This is a genomic window from Mycobacterium sp. IDUB_17 (assembly GCF_055419465.1).
In genome coordinates this window covers 1,002,695-1,020,079 of sequence record NZ_JBVAXS010000001.1, presented here as the reverse complement: position 1 = coordinate 1,020,079, position 17,385 = coordinate 1,002,695, and the positions used below count along the sequence as shown (strand labels likewise).

13 protein-coding genes are annotated in these 17,385 nt (G+C 62.4%); 2 read left to right on the top strand and 11 right to left on the bottom strand.

Annotation, left to right across the window (positions count from 1 at the left end; all coding sequences use genetic code 11):
* Window positions 1-6 precede the first annotated feature (6 nt).
* A complete protein-coding gene (locus ACZYZ7_RS04910; RefSeq protein ID WP_463740344.1) occupies window positions 7-1,272 on the bottom strand; it encodes a glycosyltransferase in 1,266 nt (421 codons plus the stop codon).
* Window positions 1,273-1,341: 69 nt separating this feature from the next.
* Complete coding sequence (locus ACZYZ7_RS04905; protein WP_463740343.1) at window positions 1,342-2,250, bottom strand: class I SAM-dependent methyltransferase; 909 nt, start codon at window positions 2,248-2,250, stop codon at window positions 1,342-1,344.
* 280 nt (window positions 2,251-2,530) lie between these two features.
* Here ACZYZ7_RS04905 and ACZYZ7_RS04900 point away from each other — a divergent pair, with 280 nt between their 5' ends.
* Window positions 2,531-3,319 (top strand): GAP family protein, encoded by a 789-nt coding sequence (locus ACZYZ7_RS04900; protein ID WP_463740342.1) that lies wholly within the window; start codon window positions 2,531-2,533, stop codon window positions 3,317-3,319.
* Between the two features lie 31 nt (window positions 3,320-3,350).
* On the opposite strand, the gene ACZYZ7_RS04895 is transcribed toward ACZYZ7_RS04900, so the two are convergent.
* Together ACZYZ7_RS04895 and ACZYZ7_RS04890 are read right to left on the bottom strand one after the other, a co-directional pair.
* Window positions 3,351-4,151 (bottom strand): class I SAM-dependent methyltransferase, encoded by an 801-nt coding sequence (locus ACZYZ7_RS04895; protein WP_463740550.1) that lies wholly within the window; start codon window positions 4,149-4,151, stop codon window positions 3,351-3,353.
* 97 nt (window positions 4,152-4,248) lie between these two features.
* Entirely contained in the window at window positions 4,249-5,529 is a 1,281-nt protein-coding gene (locus ACZYZ7_RS04890) for a glycosyltransferase (RefSeq protein ID WP_463740341.1), read from the bottom strand.
* 272 nt (window positions 5,530-5,801) lie between these two features.
* Here ACZYZ7_RS04890 and ACZYZ7_RS04885 point away from each other — a divergent pair, with 272 nt between their 5' ends.
* Window positions 5,802-6,590 (top strand): GAP family protein, encoded by a 789-nt coding sequence (locus ACZYZ7_RS04885; RefSeq protein ID WP_463740340.1) that lies wholly within the window; start codon window positions 5,802-5,804, stop codon window positions 6,588-6,590.
* Between the two features lie 24 nt (window positions 6,591-6,614).
* On the opposite strand, the gene ACZYZ7_RS04880 is transcribed toward ACZYZ7_RS04885, so the two are convergent.
* The 7 genes from ACZYZ7_RS04880 to ACZYZ7_RS04850 form a co-directional block, all read right to left on the bottom strand.
* Window positions 6,615-7,892 carry a glycosyltransferase gene (locus ACZYZ7_RS04880; RefSeq protein WP_463740339.1) on the bottom strand — a complete coding sequence of 426 codons (1,278 nt, stop codon included), beginning with the start codon at window positions 7,890-7,892 and terminating at the stop codon, window positions 6,615-6,617.
* A gap of 107 nt (window positions 7,893-7,999) precedes the next feature.
* Window positions 8,000-9,367 carry a condensation domain-containing protein gene (locus tag ACZYZ7_RS04875; protein ID WP_463740338.1) on the bottom strand — a complete coding sequence of 456 codons (1,368 nt, stop codon included), beginning with the start codon at window positions 9,365-9,367 and terminating at the stop codon, window positions 8,000-8,002.
* A 113-nt stretch (window positions 9,368-9,480) separates the two neighbouring features.
* Window positions 9,481-10,449 carry a sulfotransferase family protein gene (locus tag ACZYZ7_RS04870; protein WP_463740337.1) on the bottom strand — a complete coding sequence of 323 codons (969 nt, stop codon included), beginning with the start codon at window positions 10,447-10,449 and terminating at the stop codon, window positions 9,481-9,483.
* A 260-nt stretch (window positions 10,450-10,709) separates the two neighbouring features.
* Window positions 10,710-11,048, bottom strand: a complete 339-nt coding sequence (locus ACZYZ7_RS04865; protein ID WP_463740336.1) for a hemophore-related protein — start codon at window positions 11,046-11,048, stop codon at window positions 10,710-10,712.
* Window positions 11,049-11,146: 98 nt separating this feature from the next.
* Window positions 11,147-14,014: an MMPL/RND family transporter gene (locus ACZYZ7_RS04860; RefSeq protein ID WP_463740335.1), complete on the bottom strand. Its 2,868-nt coding sequence runs from the start codon at window positions 14,012-14,014 to the stop codon at window positions 11,147-11,149.
* A gap of 40 nt (window positions 14,015-14,054) precedes the next feature.
* Window positions 14,055-16,955 carry an MMPL/RND family transporter gene (locus tag ACZYZ7_RS04855; RefSeq protein WP_463740334.1) on the bottom strand — a complete coding sequence of 967 codons (2,901 nt, stop codon included), beginning with the start codon at window positions 16,953-16,955 and terminating at the stop codon, window positions 14,055-14,057.
* Window positions 16,952-17,362 carry an MmpS family transport accessory protein gene (locus ACZYZ7_RS04850; RefSeq protein ID WP_135460037.1) on the bottom strand — a complete coding sequence of 137 codons (411 nt, stop codon included), beginning with the start codon at window positions 17,360-17,362 and terminating at the stop codon, window positions 16,952-16,954. The genes ACZYZ7_RS04855 and ACZYZ7_RS04850 overlap by 4 nt, the downstream gene beginning before the upstream one ends.
* Window positions 17,363-17,385: the final 23 nt, after the last annotated feature.

Sequence of the window (17,385 nt, the reverse complement as noted above, 5' to 3'; positions counted from 1 at the left end):
CTTACGTCAAAGCCGACTGCGGCTGGCTAACTTCTCCACGAGGTCGGCGGTGGCCATCACACTGTCGGCCGGCTTGGTCATATGTGCGGCGACCTCGCGGGCTCGGACGGCGTATTGGGGGTCGAGGATGGTGCGCAGGTCTGCGACCAACGACTTTTCGGTGGTGCCCGAAAAGCGACGGGCAGTACCTACTTTCAGCCGTTTCACCCGCCTGCCCCACAGCGTCTGATCGAGGTCCGTCGACAGGATCAGCGTGGGAACTCCGGCCCGCAGCCCCGCGGCCGTGGTGCCCAATCCCCCATGGTGCACGACCGCGCGGCACGCGGGAAAGGCGGCCGAGTAGTTCATCGCGCCGACGACCTTGATGTGATCGGACTGTGGGACGTCGCTCAAGTCGGTTCCCGCAGAACACACCAACGCCCGCTCGCCCAGCTCCGCGCAGACGGAGCTGATCATCGCGAGTGTCTTGGTGCCGGATTCCATCGGCAAGCTGCCGAAGCCGAAGAAAAACGGCGGTGTTCCCGCAGCAATCCACGAAGCGACCTCGTCATCGGCATCGCCGGGTAGATCCATCGTCAACGCACCGACAAAGGGCCGTTGATCAGACCATTGAGCCCATTCGGCCGCGAGGCCGGGAAAGCAGGCTTCGTCGTAGGCCTGGATCTCCAGACATCCGCGTTCGGTGAGCCGCCACGGTGAGGGTGATGTGGCCTTCGGCAGTGCTAGTTCACCGCGCTGAATGCCCTCGACTTTCTTCGCATTGCGCCACGCGACCCACTCAGAGGCCTTCATCGCCCAACGGCCCAACGGCGCCGGCAGAAACGGTACGAACTGGCCGTTGGCCCGTAACGGGAACAGGTGGAGGGTGGCCAACGGAATGTCGTAATACTCAGCGACGTTGCCCGCGGCGTCCTCGAAGTTCACGCCGGTGAACAGCAGGTCCGCACCGTCGGCGAGTGACGTCAGCGTGGCGATGATGTCCTTCCAGCACTGATGGAACGGCGCCACGACTTCGCGCCGCAACCGGATCATCTCGCGGACCTTCCAGAAATTGCGGAAGAAGTGGGTCCAGAAGTCGCGGTGCGCATCCAATACGGACTGCAGATCCGGTCCGTACGGGATCGCCGTCGGACCGGCCGCCTCGGCGAAAGAAACCAGATCAGGCGGGACAGCCATCTGCACGTCATGTCCGCGGCCGAGCAGCTCCCGGCCAACGGCAACCAAAGGCTCGATGTCACCGCGTGTGCCGTAGCTCGCGAGGACGAATTTCATCGTGGACTCTGGCCTCTCACTTACCTTGCGCGCCTGCGGAATGACAGCCGGAGCCTTACGCCCGATGTCTCATATTGCCTGCAAGACGAATCCTGTCTGATCGCCCCGTCCCTGCCCGTTGAGCAATCGCGCGCGTTTTTCCCACTCCCACAACTGCTTGGGTCCAAACAGCCGAAGTATCTTGGGATCGGTTACTGAAACGTCGCGTCGGTAGGCTTCACTGCCGAGGAACTGTCCCAAATTTGAATCATCGAAGGTGCGAACCACGCGCATTCCAGCGCTCTCAGCCGCCATCGCCATCCCCTGTCGTGACGGTATGACCATGTGCCGAGGTGCATCGGCCTGAACCCAGTCCGCCTGGTAGGTGGTCCAGGCTTCCGATGAGGTCGTCGGCACACGGGCCAGGCACATGCCTCCGATAGCAAGCTTCTCGGACGCCACCTTGAGGGTGGCGACCGGGTCGGGAACGTGCTCGAGGGAATGATTGAACATGATGAGGTCGTATTTGCCCGCGACATCGCGCAAATCTGCCTTCATCAGTGGCACACCCTCAACGGACTCGCCATCGGCCTCGATGAACGGGTCCGCACCAGACAAGTTATTGAATCCAATTCTGGTCAGACGGTCCAGCAGGCCCCCAGTGCCACAACCAACGTCCAGGATTCGCGCATCGTGCGCAACTGCCAGTTGAGCGAGCATACTGACGACGTCGCCTCCGAGAAGCACGCGGAAGATGCCTTCAGCTATTCGCGCCTTGATGAAGGCACCGAGTATCGGGTTACCACCCCGCAGTTTGTATTCGTCGTGCTGTGTAATCAGCCACCGAACAGCGCCTGGTTCCGCAGAGGCGTTGTGCGAGTAGTAGTTCGAGGGGTAGTGACGCATCAGTTCTGCGCCCTCAAGCGCATTGTGAATCTGCAACGTGTCGCACGCAGAGCAGCAGAAATATTCAAATGCTTCCCTGGTGCCGAACATCATCTCACGAACTTCGATTGCCGGATGGGGCCCAGTCGATCCGCATAACCGGCAATCGCTGGTTATCGCGGGCACTCGGCCATCCTCAGAGAACTCCACGCCACCGCGGAAGCATACCGTTTGCGATCGGCCCCCGGGCCGAAACCGGCATGTCGCCAGAGGCGGGCGTATGAGCGAAGTAGACGCTGGCAAACCGACTTTGGCGTGCCACGACAGGGCCACTCAGGGTATCGACAGGTTGAAAAGAGCTGACCGGTCGGAGCGAACGGGTAATGTTTCGGCTGTGTGGGGATCGGTGCTTGTTCTAGGAATTCTGGTCGGTCTCGATCCCATGCGTATCGGCATCACCCTCCTCGTGATCTCGCGGCCGCGCCCCGTGCAAAACCTTCTGATGTTCGGCGCCGGCTGCGCGACTGCATGCATTCCGACCCTGATAGTTCCGCTGACACTGCTGCACGCAACTCCGATGTTCAAATCGACTGCGGAATCCTGGGCCAAGAGTTCGACCGGTGGTTACATACAAATCGGCATGGGTTCGGTTGCGCTGACAACTGCCACGCTGCTGACGGTGCACTTCTGGGTGCGTCAGCGGGCGAAGCTGCCGGCTTCCGAGGGCGGCACGTCGACCATGGTCCTGGACACGGATACACCGACGCCGGTTTCCCGGCTCCTGGCCCGCGCGAAGGAAACACCAGAAAACGGCGGTTCCTTCTTCCGGCGCCTGCTCCGGCGCTGCCACGATGCGTGGGAGAGCGGAGCTCTGTGGGTCTCGTTCGTGATCGGCTTCTCATTTGCCGGGGCGCCACCCGATGTGGCTCTGTTCCTACTCGCGATCGTCGTCGTCTCGGGAGCTGCGGTCGGCACGCAGATCACCGCCGCCATTGCGTTCATCATCGGGATGCTTGCCGTTGTCGAAATCGTCCTCGTCAGCTATCTGGCCGCTCCCACGAAAACCGAAGCCGTCCTGCAACGACTGCACGACTGGGCGTGGGCTCATCATCGAAAGATCCTGGTGGCCATGTGCATCTTGGCTGGTGTCATGTTGATCGCCAAGGGTTTGAACACCATCTGAGCTGCGACGCGACCCCGAGGTACCTGCAGGTTCAACCGACTCGGCTGTCGCCCGTCTGGGAGCGGCTGGCTACCGCCACCGTGGGGCCCAGCCCTCGCCGGGTCCGAAACTCCACGGTGATGGAAGGATCGGCATGCCGGGCCAGCGCACGCAGGGCCGCCGGACTATACGCGCGCAGTGAGCTGATGAACCCGTCATGTTGCAGCGGCGAAACCTTGATGAGCGGAAGCACCATCGCCAACAGGACGACGTGCAGAGGAGCCGGCGGTCTGGGGAGGTCGACTATCAGTAGTTTCTTTGCTGCCCGGGTACCCGCCGCAAACACTCTGGCGGCGAGTTCTGGGTTCAGGTGATGCAGCGACAACGCAAACACGGCCAGGTCGTAATAGCCTTCCGGCGCGTCGATTTCGGTGGCGTCCATCTCGCGGACCACGGCGCGCGGGTGACTGCCGAGATCTCCGGCGGCCATGCCCGCCACGAACGTCGGCTCGATGTCGCTGACCGTCACCTGCGCAGTGGGATGCATCTCCAACAACTTGCGCGACAGCCCGCCGAGACCTGCACCGAGTTCGAGGATCTTCGGAGCCGGCACCTCGGCGACCTCGCGAAGCACCATCCGGGCGCACTTCTCGTGGATACCGATCCTCCGCCGCCCTCCGGCGCGGTCGAGCGAATCCATGACCTTGCGCTTCAGATCATCGACGTCGTCGCGATCCAGGTACTCCAGCCGGTCGGTCTGCAGGCGGCGGTCCAGCCAGGAGGCGTCCGGCCCGCCCCGGGGCATGTTCGCAATGTCGGAGGTTGTGCTGTCCACGTAGACATCATGGGTCATCGCAGTCATGATCCGACCAGAAGGCAGAAAGTCACCGTGATTGCAGCATGGCAAAAGGGCTTTCACCGTGTGACGTCGTTGCCCCCCGTCGGGACCATCAGCCGACACGCTTGAGGCGACCGAGCTTTTCCAACAGGTCTGCGGTGGTCGCCACGCTTTCGGCGGGCTTGGTCATGCGAGTGGCGACCTCGCGGGCACGAGCCGAACACTCCGGCTCCAGGACGGTACGCAGGTCCGCGACCAACGTCTTCAGGGTGGTGGCCGAAAGACGCCGAGCGGTACCCACTTTCAGTCGTTTGATCCGGGCCCCCCACAGCGTCTGATCCAGGTCGGTCGAAAGGACCAAGGTGGGAGCCCCGGCACGCAGACCGGCAGCGGTGGTGCCCGCGCCGCCGTGGTGCACGACCGCACGGCAATGCGGAAAGGCAGCCGCATAGTTCATGGTGCTGACCACCTTGACGTGATCGGAATGGGGGACGTCGCTGAAGTCACTCGCGCCGGCGCACACCAATGCCCGCTCGCCCAACTCGTCACACGCGGCACCGATCATGGCGAGCGTCTCGGCGCCGGAGTCCACCGGCATGCTGCCGAAACCGAAGCAGATCGGCGGAGTCCCCGCGGCGATCCAGTCGGCGACCTCGTCGTCGGTATCGGTCGGCAACTCCATCGTCAACGCACCGACAAAGGGTCTCTGCCCATCCCATTCCGCCCATTCCTCAGCCAGCCCGGGAAAGAAGATCTCGTCGTAGGCCTGGAGCTCCAGCGAGCCGCGCGCGGCCACTCTCCACGCTGAGGGACCAGTTGCCTTGGGCAAGCCCAGTTCGCGGCGCTGCGGATCCTCCAGCCTTTTCATCATGGGCCAGCTCAGCCACTCCGACGCCTTCATCATTGCGCGAGCCAACCGCGCCGGTAGCCCCGGGACGAGCTGCCCGTTGGGCCGCATCGGGAACACATGCAACATGGCCAACGGAATCCTGCAACCCTCCGCGACGTTGCCGGCAGCCTCCTCGCCGATCACACCGGTAAAGAGCACATCCGCCCCGTCCACCAAAGACGTCAGCGTCTTGCTGACGTCCTGCCAGTACTGGTCGAAGAGATGCCATTCCTCGCGCAGCAATCCTGCGAGATCCCGGACCCGCCAGAAGTTCCGCCAAAACTTGCGCAAGAACCGCGCCCAGAAGTCCCGGTTCAGGTCTTGCCACACCCGCACGTCTGGCCCGCACGCGATGGCCTCCGGTCCAGCCGCCGCAACGAATTCAACCAGGTCGGGCGAGACCGCCATGCGCACTTCGTGACCGCGACGCACCAGCTCGCGACCGACCGCAACTCCAGGCTCTACATCACCACGCGTCCCATAGAAAGCCAGCACAAATTTCATCGTGGAGCCTGTAGCCTTTCAGTCGTCGCGCCTGTGAGCAGCCCGAAGTCATCGGTCATTATCCTCATCCCCCGTCAGTTCTGCCCCAAAACGGAGAGCTGAATCCGGAAGAGACCATGGAAGATTCGATCGGCACCCCAGAAACCAGCCGTTCCGTCAGCGCTGTCGGCCCAGCGCCAGAGCTATCAGAATGCCCGCCGGACGCACCGAGGCCGGCCGGGCCAAGACCAGCCAGGTTCCAAAAGGCGCAAAAAATAATTAACTAGCAGGTAATGTTCCCCGCCGTGTGGGGCTCATTACTCGGGATGGCGATTCTGATGGCATTCAATCCCGCACTGCTGGCCCTCATCCTTCTCGTGATCTCCCGCCCACGGCCGGTACAGAACCTGCTCGTGTGCTGGATCGGCTGCCTCACAACGAATATTCCCGCGCTGTTGGTGCCGGTGGTCCTCTTGCACCGCGCACCGATGTTCAGCCCCCAGACTCCGACTGCCACCGCCGCGGCCCGGCACATCCAACTCGGTATGGGTGTGCTGGTGTTGTCGGTGGCGCTGCTCATCGCAGTTCGTTTCTGGGTGCGACAGCGAGCACAGGTGCCGACGCCCGTCGGTAACGCCTCGAGCGAGGCGCCGGAATCCAAGGGGACGGGCCAAATCTCGTCGCCGTTCGCCGGCATGGGGGAACCGACGGAAGGCGAATCTGCGATTCGCCGCCTGTTCCGCCGTCTTCAAAGAGCCTGGGACAGCGGTGCCCTGTGGGTCGCGTTGGTGTGCGGCATGGGATTCTTGCCGGGATTTCCGCTGGTCCTGTTCGTGTCGACCACCGTCCTGTCCTCCGGGGCCTCGACGGGCACGCAGATCATCGCGGTCGTCCTGTTCGTCGTCGCGATGTTCACCGTTTTCGAGGTCGCCGTCGTCAGCCATCTGATCGCCCCTGCACGAACCCAAGCTGTCTTGCAGCCCGTGCACGACTGGGCGTTGGCCAACCGGCGTCAGGTGATGATCGGCATCTTCGTGATGATCGGATTGCTGCAGGTGGTAAGAGGATTGGGCATCATCTGAGCGGGCAGCTCGGATGCCCGCCCCTCACCCCGAGCGCCCGGATCGGGCGAACCGTTCCAGGTGATCAGCGGTGCTGGCAACGCTGTCGTCCGGTTTGGTCATCTCGGTAGCGAACTCGCGGGCCCGGGCGACGTATTTGGCGTCCAGGATCATTCGCAGGTCTGCGGCGAGCCGTTCACTGCTAGCAGCCGAAATGCGCCGGCCGAAACCAACTCCCAGCCGTTCGACGCGTGTTGCCCAGATCGCCTGATCGAGCGCCGTCCAGTAGACCAGCATCGGCACTCCGGCGCGCAGGCCGGCGGACATCGTGCCCATGCCGCCGTGATGCACCAACGCGCGGCAGGCGGGGAACACGGCCGCGAAATTCATCGTGTCCACGACCTTGACTTGGCCGGAATCGGCGAGCTCGCTGAAATCACTCGAACCGGCGCACACCAACGCCCGCTCCCCCAACTCCGCGCACGCCTTCGCGATCATCGTCAACGTGTCGGCGGGAGACTTGACCGGTGTGCTGCCAAAGCTGAAGAAGATCGGCGGTGTTCCCGCCGCAACCCACGCGGCGACCTCGTCATCACCGTCCGTTTTCAGCTCCATCGTCAGGGCACCGACGAAGGGCCTTTGGCTATTCCATTGCGCCCACTCGGCAGCCAGTCCGGGAAAGCAGGCCTGATCGTAGGCCTGAATCTCCAGTGATCCGCGTTCGGTGATCCGTCGTGGCGAGGATCCCGTGGCCTTCGGCAGACCCAGTTGCCGGCGCTGCTCGTCGTCGAACTTCTTCACCCCGCGCCAGTTCGCCCACTCGTACACCCTCAGCGCGGAACGCCCCAACGAGGGCGGTAGGAATGCCAACATCCGTCCATTGGGCCGGACCGGCGAGACGTGCACTGTGGCCATCGGAATGCCGTAGTACTCAGCGACGTTCACCGCTGGGGGTTCGAAGTTCAGGAACGTGATGAGCAGGTCCGCCCCGTCCGCCAGCGACGTCAGCGTCGTAGTGATGTCCTGCCAGAACTGGACGACGGACTCCCCGATCTCGCGCATTTCGCGCATCAGTTTCACCAGTTCCGGGGGCTTCCAGAAGTTACCGAAGAAACGGACCCAGAAGTCCCGGTGCGCGTCCGCCCATACGGCCGTATCCGGGCCGTAAGGAACCGTCTCCAGCCCAGCGGACTCAGAGAAGGCAACCAGGTCAGGCGGGACAGCCAGGCGCACATCGTGCCCGCGGCGCACCAGTTCACAACCGACGGCGACGCATGGCTCTACGTCCCCGCGAGTGCCATAGCTCGCCAGTACCAACTTCATCGTGCGTCTCTCGACATGAACTCTCCAGTCCGCCCTGTTGCGAACAACGCTGTGGCAGCTGATCTTCGGGATTGACGGTCAAGGCTACCTACAGGACGGCCGGTACGTCAGTGGATCTCGCCTACAAGATCAAAATCAGCCAGTGTACGCTCAGCCAATTCACGCAAGGCGACGGTTGAATTCTCCACGCCAGGTTGATAGGCGCCGACGCTGATGAAGATCTTGCCACTCAAGCGTCCCGAGAGAACGACCAATCGGCCGCCCGTCCGCTCAAGGAGCTGCCGCGATTCTCGTTGCCCAGTCGTTCTCGCATTGGCGAACTCGGCTGCGGTGCCATCGGCCTGGCTGATGAACGAGCTGAGATCGCCTAGGTAAGAACAGAACACCGCTTGGTCCGGGTCCGCGGGCACTCTGGCGACCATCTGTTTCATCATCCGCTTCGGCATGAACGATGGCAGCCACAGGAGCTGCTTGGACTCCTCTGATATCTCTTTCAACGTGGCCAGCGTCTGCTTGATGGCCGCACGGACATCGCGCAGATCTGTTGTGACCGGTGCCGGGTCGATCGTGACACGCGCGTAGGACAGTGCCATCGCGCGAGTGTCCTCCTCCGTGCGGTCGCTGATCGGGATCTGGAGGGTGACGGCGCCGTCTCTTTCGCGGACACGCCCGAGGCGTTCGCCGAACCTCGCGGCAAAGGCTGCGGCGAGCGTGTGGCTCGCTCCGCCGAGCGATTCCGCTCGCGCATCCCACTCCCCCAGGTCAACGTAGACGGTCAGGGCCGGCACGAGCACGACGTCCTCGGCGCCGACAGCCTTGGCCGGGACGGGCCGCGGTGCCGATGCAGGGTGGTCCGCATCCTTGGCGCGAGACTGCTCCCGCGCCGATTTCACCGCCGTCACGAGCGCTCGGGCGGCTTTGGGCACGTCCCGCGCCGTTTGCCGGGCATCCTGAACCAAGGCTCGCCGCCGAGTGCGCGACAGTGGCGGCGGGTATCCGAGATCGCGCGTTTTGCCCAGTGTCCCTTCGACTATCACGAGCGCGAGCCCGAGCCCATCGATCAAGTTGTGCGAGAGCACCAGGCTGACCGCGGTCGAGCCGTCATCGAGCCGGAGGGCACCGATGTGCCAGCCCGGACCCGATTCAGCGTCGACGGGAAGCTGCGAACGCTCGTCGACCCAGTCACTGAATTCAGCGCGTGGGCGGATCGATTCGGCGATGTCGACGTCTGACGGCCCCCGATCCACAACCCATCGATGCCGGGCCACCGGCAGTGCAGGACGCTCTATGCGACGCCCCAACAGACCCCGGCCGAGATGATGCTGAAAACGCCGCAGTCCATCGAGATCGACGGCACGGTCGTATAGCCAGGTGACCTGGATGACTACGTTCATGCCGGCCGCGCGATGCTCTGCCAACAAAGCTTCGTCGGCCAACGCGAGCCGATTATCCGGTAGCACCGGATCTTTGAACATCTCGAGTGTTGTCAACGATTCGCGTGCACGACTTGTTCGTCCTGACACCAACTAGCCTCTTTCATGATCGGCAGTGCGCTGCGAGACCGCAACGGTGCCCGGTTTCAGACGGGTCAGGCCCAAGTCCCGCGGCGCCGGTTAGCAAGTGCAACGGCCTCATAGCGAAACTTCAGGATCGATGGCCGGATGAATCGGTTCAGCTTGTTCAACTGGACGGAATTCTCGAACACCGACCGGAAACCCTGTTCGCTCGCCCGGTATGACGCATACACGCGATCCAGCTCGGACTGGTCCACCGGCTCGTCGCGTGCCGCCGCGCTCAGTGCTTCGTAGACAGAGGAAATCCAGTCTGTCCCGAAAGTTTCCGTCACCGGGCCGGTGCGCCGCTGGCGGTGGAGATCCGGGGTGAGGAACTCCTCGATTGCGCCCTCATCCCGGGTGTCCAGGTCGATGCCCAGGGCCAACGAAATCCGTTTGACTTCCCGACGCCAATCCTCGAGCAGGTTGGCGTACTCAACGAACACGCGCGGTAGCTCACGGGTGTCTCGCTCGGCCAACAGGTTGAATTTCAGCCACAGCGCGCTCCCGAGTTCCGGTGATGTCAGGAAGTCCGCGGCGCCTGACGCGATGACCTCCTGCGGAGGACGCACCATGTTCACGACAGCGATATCGAAGCCTGCCTGCCGTGCCGCTTCGAACCACAAACTGGACAGCAGCGTGATCTGCAGGTCTTTGATGAGCACGAGAGGTGCGTCCGGCAAGGTGGCGAGAAACTGTCCGATCTTGTTGATACAGGCGGCCTTCTGGTCCGCATCGAACCCCCCGTCTTCCTGCAGGCGCAGCGACGGGTCGAACACGGCGCTGCCGTAGCGGCGCAAGATCGTGTTGTTGAGATGGAGCGACGCCCGCGGCTCCCAGTAACCACGCGGGTTGCGCGGGTCCGCGCCCGACAGCCCGGCCGGGAGCGTGGCACCGCACAGCGAGAGCACCCGCGTGACCGCAGACGTTCCGGATCGAGGCACACCCAACACGAACAATGCGACTGGACGGGCCGTAGAACCGCTGTCACCGGCGGTGTTCACGAGCACGACTCCTCGAACGGCGTTGCGGGCAGCTCACTCGCTGGACAGATGGAAGAAGATCCTGCGGCGCGTTGCGCAGCGGTGCATCGGCTCTGACTCATGACGGCAGAGTATTCGGAAATGCGTTGCTATCGTGGTGAATTGCTATACGCCGCACAATCTGTTGGCTTTCGGTTACCGACCTCGCCGAGGGCACCGACATCGGGCCCCACGGACCCACCGAAGACGAGCGAAACGACCACGGCGGCGCCCACTTCAGATCAGAAGTTGTTGCAGGTGTTGAAGGCTTGTTCGATGGTGCCGAGGTACGGCTGGAACATCGGAGCATTCGCCACATCTTGCGCCGTCTTGGCCCGCTTGGCCGGTGCGTCAGCGATGAACTCACGCAAGCCGCGCTGCAGTATCGGCGATTGATCGAATGCCTGCCGGACTTGGGGATCTTGCGCATCGAGCGCCGACACCAACTGCGGGTACGTGCACGTCGTGTTGATGGCCGAATCCAGATTTGGCCCCGCGGACGCGATCCCGGCTCCCGCGGTCAACGACAAAGCCAGACCGCCAAGCCCGACGGCCAGTCTGGTCAACGACAGACGGAACATATTCAAACTTCCTCCCTAGCACTGCTCCCGACCTTCCGACTGTAATCGGCCTGGGCCGATCTCACCCATACTTTGTCCAGCTCGACCACAGCGCGAAATCAGGCTTCCTGCTTGACCAGTGGATCAGCGGGCACCGTCACCGGGCCCAGAACCGCACTAGAGGGCCGCTGACGGACCCGCAGCGGCCACCAGAACCACCGCCCGAGCAGCGCGGCGATCGCCGGTGTCATGAATGCACGCACCACCAAGGTGTCGAACATCAAGCCCAAACCGATGGTGGAACCCACCTGCCCGATGATCCGCAGATCACTGACCACCATCGACAACATGGTGAACGCGAACACCAGGCCCGCGGTCGTCACCACCTTGCCCGTGCCGCCCATCGCCCGGATGATGCCCGTATTGATCCCGGCGCCGACCTCTTCTTTCATCCGAGACACCAGCAGCAGGTTGTAATCAGAACCCACCGCCAACAGAACAATCACCGACATCGCCAAGACGAGCCAGTGCAATTCGATGCCGAGGATGTACTGCCACACCAGCACCGAAAGGCCGAACGCCGCACCGAGCGAAAGCGCCACCGTACCCACGATGACCAGGGCGGCGACGAAACTACGCGTTACAACCAGCATGATGCCGAAGATCAGACAGAGCGCCGCGACGCCCGCGATCAAGAGGTCGTATTTTGACCCGTCTCGCAGATCCTTATATGTCGCAGCGGTTCCGGCGAGGTGGATGGAAGCGTTCTGCAGCGGCGTCACCTTGATCGCCTCCTCGGCCGCCGTCCGCACCGCGTCGACCCGAGAGATGCCCTCGGGCGTTCCAGGATCACCCCGGTGCGTGAGGATCAGCCGGACTGCCTTCCCGTCTGGCGAAAAGAACAGGCTCATCGCCTTTTGGAAGTCCTTGTTCTCGAACACTTCCGGCGGCAGATAAAAGGAGTCGTCGTTCTGGGAGGCGTCGTAGATCTTTCCCATCGAGCTCGCGTTCGACGTCGTCTCCTCCATGATGGCGATCATTCCGGACATGGTGCTGTGCATTGTCAGCATCATGGTGCGCATCGACTTCATGATCTCGATCATCGGCGGCAACTGAGTGACGAGCTGCGCCTGCAACCCGTCCATTTTTACCAAGTTGTCGAGAAGTTTGTGCATCTGAAGGCTGAGCTGGTCGGTGCTATCAAGCGCGTCGAACACCGATCGAATGGCGAAGCAAATGGGAATGTCGTAGCAGTGGCCTTCCCAATACAAGTAATTGCGAATCGGCCGGAAGAAGTCGTCGAAATTTGAAACGGTGGCCATCAGATCATCAGTAAGTTCGGCAGTCTCCCCGGTCACCTCGACGGTGTTGTGAGTGATCGAGCCGATCAACTTCATCAGATTGTGAGTGCCCTCCATCTGGGTGATCATTCTCTGCATGTCGTCCGCCTGCTTCAACATGCCTTCCATGCGATCTTTCGCGAACGGCACGATCTGACGGAGTCCGGCGCTTTGCAGGCTGATTTGAAACGGTATCGAAGTGCGCTCGATCGGGCTGCCCTCAGGCCGGGTAATGCTCTGCACCGTGGCAATCCCTGGCACCGCGAAGATCCGCTTGGCCAGCTTGTGCAGCACCAAGAAATCTGTCGGATTGCGCATATCATGGTCGGCTTCGAGCATGAGGATATCGGGCGTCATACGTGACTCGGGAAAATGGCGCTCGGCAGCCGTATACCCGACGTTGGCCGGGATATCTTTGGGCACATACAGCCGGTCGTCGTAGCTGGTTTGGTATCCGGGCAGCGCCAACAGTCCGACAAACGCCACCGCACACGCGCCGGCGAGAATGGGCACCGGCCACCGCACCACGGCCGTACCGACCCCCCGCCACCGGCGGACCATGAGCTTCCGCTTCGGTTCGAACAGCCCAAAACGCCCGCCGACGGCGATGACGGCCGGAACGAGTGTGACGGCCACTGCGACAGCAACCGCCATCCCCACAGCGGACGGAATGCCCATCGTTTCGAAATACGGCAGCCGCGTGAAGCTCAGACAGTAAATGGCTCCGGCAATCGTCAAACCTGAAGCCACAACCACCTTGGCGACACTGCGATAGGTGGTGTAGAACGCGGTTTCGCGATCCTCGCCGGCTTGACGGGCCTCGTGATACCGCCCGATGAAGAATATTCCGTAATCCGTTCCGACCGCGATTCCGAGCGATACCAGCAGATTGACCGCAAAAGTGGATAGTCCGAGAACCTGGTGATCGCCGAGGAACGCGACCACTCCCCGGGCCGCCTGCACCTGTATTCCGACCATGGCCAGCAAAAGGACGACAGTGATGATCGAGCGATACACAAAGAGCAGCACCGTGAAGATGACCACCAGAGTCACCAGCGTGATCTTCATGATCGACGTATCGCCGGCGTGGTTCATGTCCGTGATCAGAGGCGCAGGACCCGTGACATACGCCTTGACCCCGGGCGGCGGTGGGGTCTTTTCCACGATGCCCCGGACCGCATCCACAGATTCGTTGGCCAGGGCTTGACCTTGGTTGCCCGCGAGATTCAGCTGGACATAGACACTCAGGTCGTCGGCACTCTGAACACCCGACGCGGTGAGTGAGTCGCCCCAGTAATCCTGAACGTGCTGCACGTGCGTCGTGTCGGCTCGCAACTGACGAACCAAATCGTCGTAGTAGCGGCGCGCGTCCTCACCGAGGGGTTTCTCACCCTCCAAGACGATCATCGCCACACTGTCGGAATCGGATTCCTTGAACACCTCGCCCATGCGCTGCATCGCCTGAAACGACGGCGCATCCTTGGGAACCAGGGATACGGAGCTTTCCCGCCCGACTTGTTCCAGTGACGGAACAGCGAAGGTGACGACGGCGATGATCGCCAGCCACCCGAGGATGATCGGCACCGACAGCCGATAGATCACCCGAGCGATCAACGGTGGCCGGTCGCTTGTGTGCCGATTGCTCATGCGGCCTTCACCGCACAGAAGGAGGACGCGTTCATGACAGTCAGCGCTCTTCCCTCTGCAGGATGGAACGCACAAGCTGGCCGCGACCGGACGGGCGCCCTGCAGCACTGAGCGGACGTGGGTGCACCCGCTGCGGCCACCAGAACCACCGCCCCAGTAGCGCGGCGATCGCCGGTGTCATGAATGCGCGTACCACCAGGGTGTCGAACAACAGACCGACGCCGATGGTGGCACCAAGCTGCCCGATCGTGACGAGGTCACTGACGACCATCGCCAACATGGTGAATGCGAACACCAGGCCGGCGGCCGTCACCACCTTGCCGCTGCCGCCCATGGCCCGGATGATGCCGGTGTTGATACCGGCGCCGATTTCCTCTTTCATCCGAGACACCAGCAGCAGGTTGTAATCGGAACCCACCGCCAACAGGACGATCACCGACATCGCCAGCACGACCCAGTTCAATGGCATGCCGAGGATGTGCTGCCAGATGAGCACCGAAAGCCCGAAGGCCGCGCCGAGCGAGAGCGCCACCGTGCCCACGATCACCAGGGCGGCGACGAAGCTCCGCGTCACCACGAGCATGATGCCGAAAATGAGGCAGAGCGCGGCGACGGCCGCGATCAGAAGATCGTATTTGGACGCTTCGACCAGGTCTTTCACGGACGCTGCGGTGCCGGTGAGATAGATCGTGGCATTTTGCAGCGGCGTGCCCTTGAGCGCTTCTTCGGCCGCGGTTTCGATCGGGTCGACCAGCGACATGCCCTCAGTCGTTGCCGGGTCACCTCGTTGGGTGATGAGCATGCGGGCCGCCTTCCCGTCCGGTGACAGGAAGATATCCATGACGCGCTGGAAGTCTTTGTTCTCGAAGACTTCCGGAGGCAGGTAGAAGGAGTCGTCGTTCTGCGCGGCGTCGAATGCCTTGCCCATCGCGGTGGCGTTGTCGGCTGTCGCCGCCATTTGATCCATGATCCCGGACATGGTGCTGTGCATCGTGAGCATCATGGTTCGGGTGGATTCCATGGTCGAGATCATCACCGGAAACTGAGCGGCCAATTGCGGCAGAATTGCGTCGAGTTTATCGAGATTGTCGACCAGGCTGACCATCTTGACGGTAATTTGGTCGATACCGTCGAGCGTGTCGAAAACCCCTCTGATCGACGAGCAGATCGGAATCGTGTAGCAGTGCGGTTCCCAGTAGAGGTAGTTCCGGATCGGTCGGAAGAAATCGTCGAAGTTCGCAACATGGTCGCGCAGTTGATTGGTCACCGTTTGCAGCTCGTGGGTATCGGCGACCATTTTATGCGTGGTGCTGACCATCTCTTCCGTCAGTGCCTGCATGCGCTTGACGATGGCAATCGTTTTCGTCATGTCATCGGCCTGCACCAGCAGGTCTTCCATTCGGTCCCGCTGGAACGGCATCAAATGGGTCTGAGACGCGTTGCTCATGCTGAGCATGAACGGAATCGTCGAGTGTTTGAGTGGCTCGCCGGCGGGACGGGTCGGCGCCTGAACCATGGAAACTCCCGGCACGGATTGCACGCCCTTGGCCAGCTTGTTCAGGGTCAGGAAATCGATCGGATTCCGCATGTCGTGGTCGGCCTCGATCAACAGAATATCGGGCGCCATCATCAATGACTGGGGAAAGTGTCGCGTCGCCGCCGCATAACCCACATTGGCGGGGATGTCCTGCGGGATGTAATTCTGGTCGTTGAAGCTCGGTTTGTACGCGGGAAGCGCCAACAGGCCGATGAGCGAGACCGCGCACGTCGCAACGAGAATGGGCCCCGGCCACCGAACGACCGCCGTGCCCACCTTCCGCCACCGACGGGTGGTGAGCTTCCGCTTGGGTTCGAACAGCCCGAAGCGGCTACCCACCGCGATGACCGCCGGAACGAGTGTGACGGCCACCAACACGGCGGCGGCCATGCCCACAGCAGTGGGAACGCCAAGAGTTTGATAGACCGGCAGGCGGGTGAAGTGCAGACAGAGAATCGCCCCGGCGATCGTCATGCCGGAACCCACGACCACCTTCGCGACGCTGTGGAACGTCGTATAGAACGCCTCTTCTTTATCCTCGCCGGCCTGGCGCGCCTCCTGGTAGCGCCCCGTGAAGAAGATGCCGTAGTCGGTTCCCGCCGCGATCGCGAGCGCTACCAGCAGATTGACGACAAATGTGGTGATACCGATAACCCCGAGGCTGCCGAGTAACGCCACCACCCCTCGGGCCACCGTCAATTCGATGCCGACGACCACCAGCATCAGAATGACGGAGATGATCGATCGATAGACGAGCAGCAACATCACGAAGATGACCGTGAGGCTCAAGGAGGTGACCAGTCCCACCGTCCGGTTGCCGGCCGGGCCCAGATCCGCGGCGAATGCAGCCGGTCCCGTCACATAGGTCTTGACTCCCGGCGGCGCCGGTATCCGGTCCACGATCGCGCGCATCGCCTCAACGGACTTGACCGCCGATATCTCCTGGTTGCTGGTGAGAGTCACCTGTACGTAAGTGGCCTTGCCATCGACACTCTGCGCGGCGCCCTGGGTCATCGGGTCGCCCCAGAAATCCTGGACGTGCACCACATGCGTGGTGTCGGCCTTCAACTGACGAACCATCTCGTCGTAGTAGCCGTGCGCAGCATCGCCGAGGGGTTGCTCACCCTCCAGGACGATCATCGCGACAGCGCCCGAACCGGCTTCGCCGAACAGTTGCCCCATGCGCTGCATCGCCTCGAAGGACGGTGCAGCGATGGGATCCATCGCTACCGCATGCTCTTTCTCCACCTGCTCCAGCGAGGGCACGGCAACACTGAGGATGACGGTGACCGCCAGCCATCCGAGGATGATCGGCACCGACAGCAGCCGAACCATCCGCGCGACGAACGGCCGGCGCTTACTTATCGGCAACGGCTCCGTGATGGGTTCACTTTCGGTGCTCATGCGGCCTTCAGCTGACAGAAGGTGAATGCGCTCACGCCGGTTCGAACCTTCTCGTCCTTCACCTCATCGCCGACGAGGATGCGGCAACCGATGCTGTCAGTGTTGCCCTGCGCGGAGATGTTTCCCATCGCCGTCGCATCCGAGATCGGGAAGTCCATCGACCATGGCAGCGGCGCATCCCTGATGAGTTGCGGCTCGGCATCGGCATCGAAATAGCTGATGGTCGCAAGTGTCCCCGGGGGGCCGAACACCTCGTAAACCAGGTGCTTGGGATCGTGGGGCCGCTTCTCCTCACGTTCGGTGCTCGTGTACGCGGGGCGACTCTGGCTGCCGAATACGCCGTGCAATCGCGACACAGTAAATCCGCCCGCGACTCCCACCACTACCAGCACCAGCGGAATCCACAGCCGCTTCAGCATCCTGAAAATCG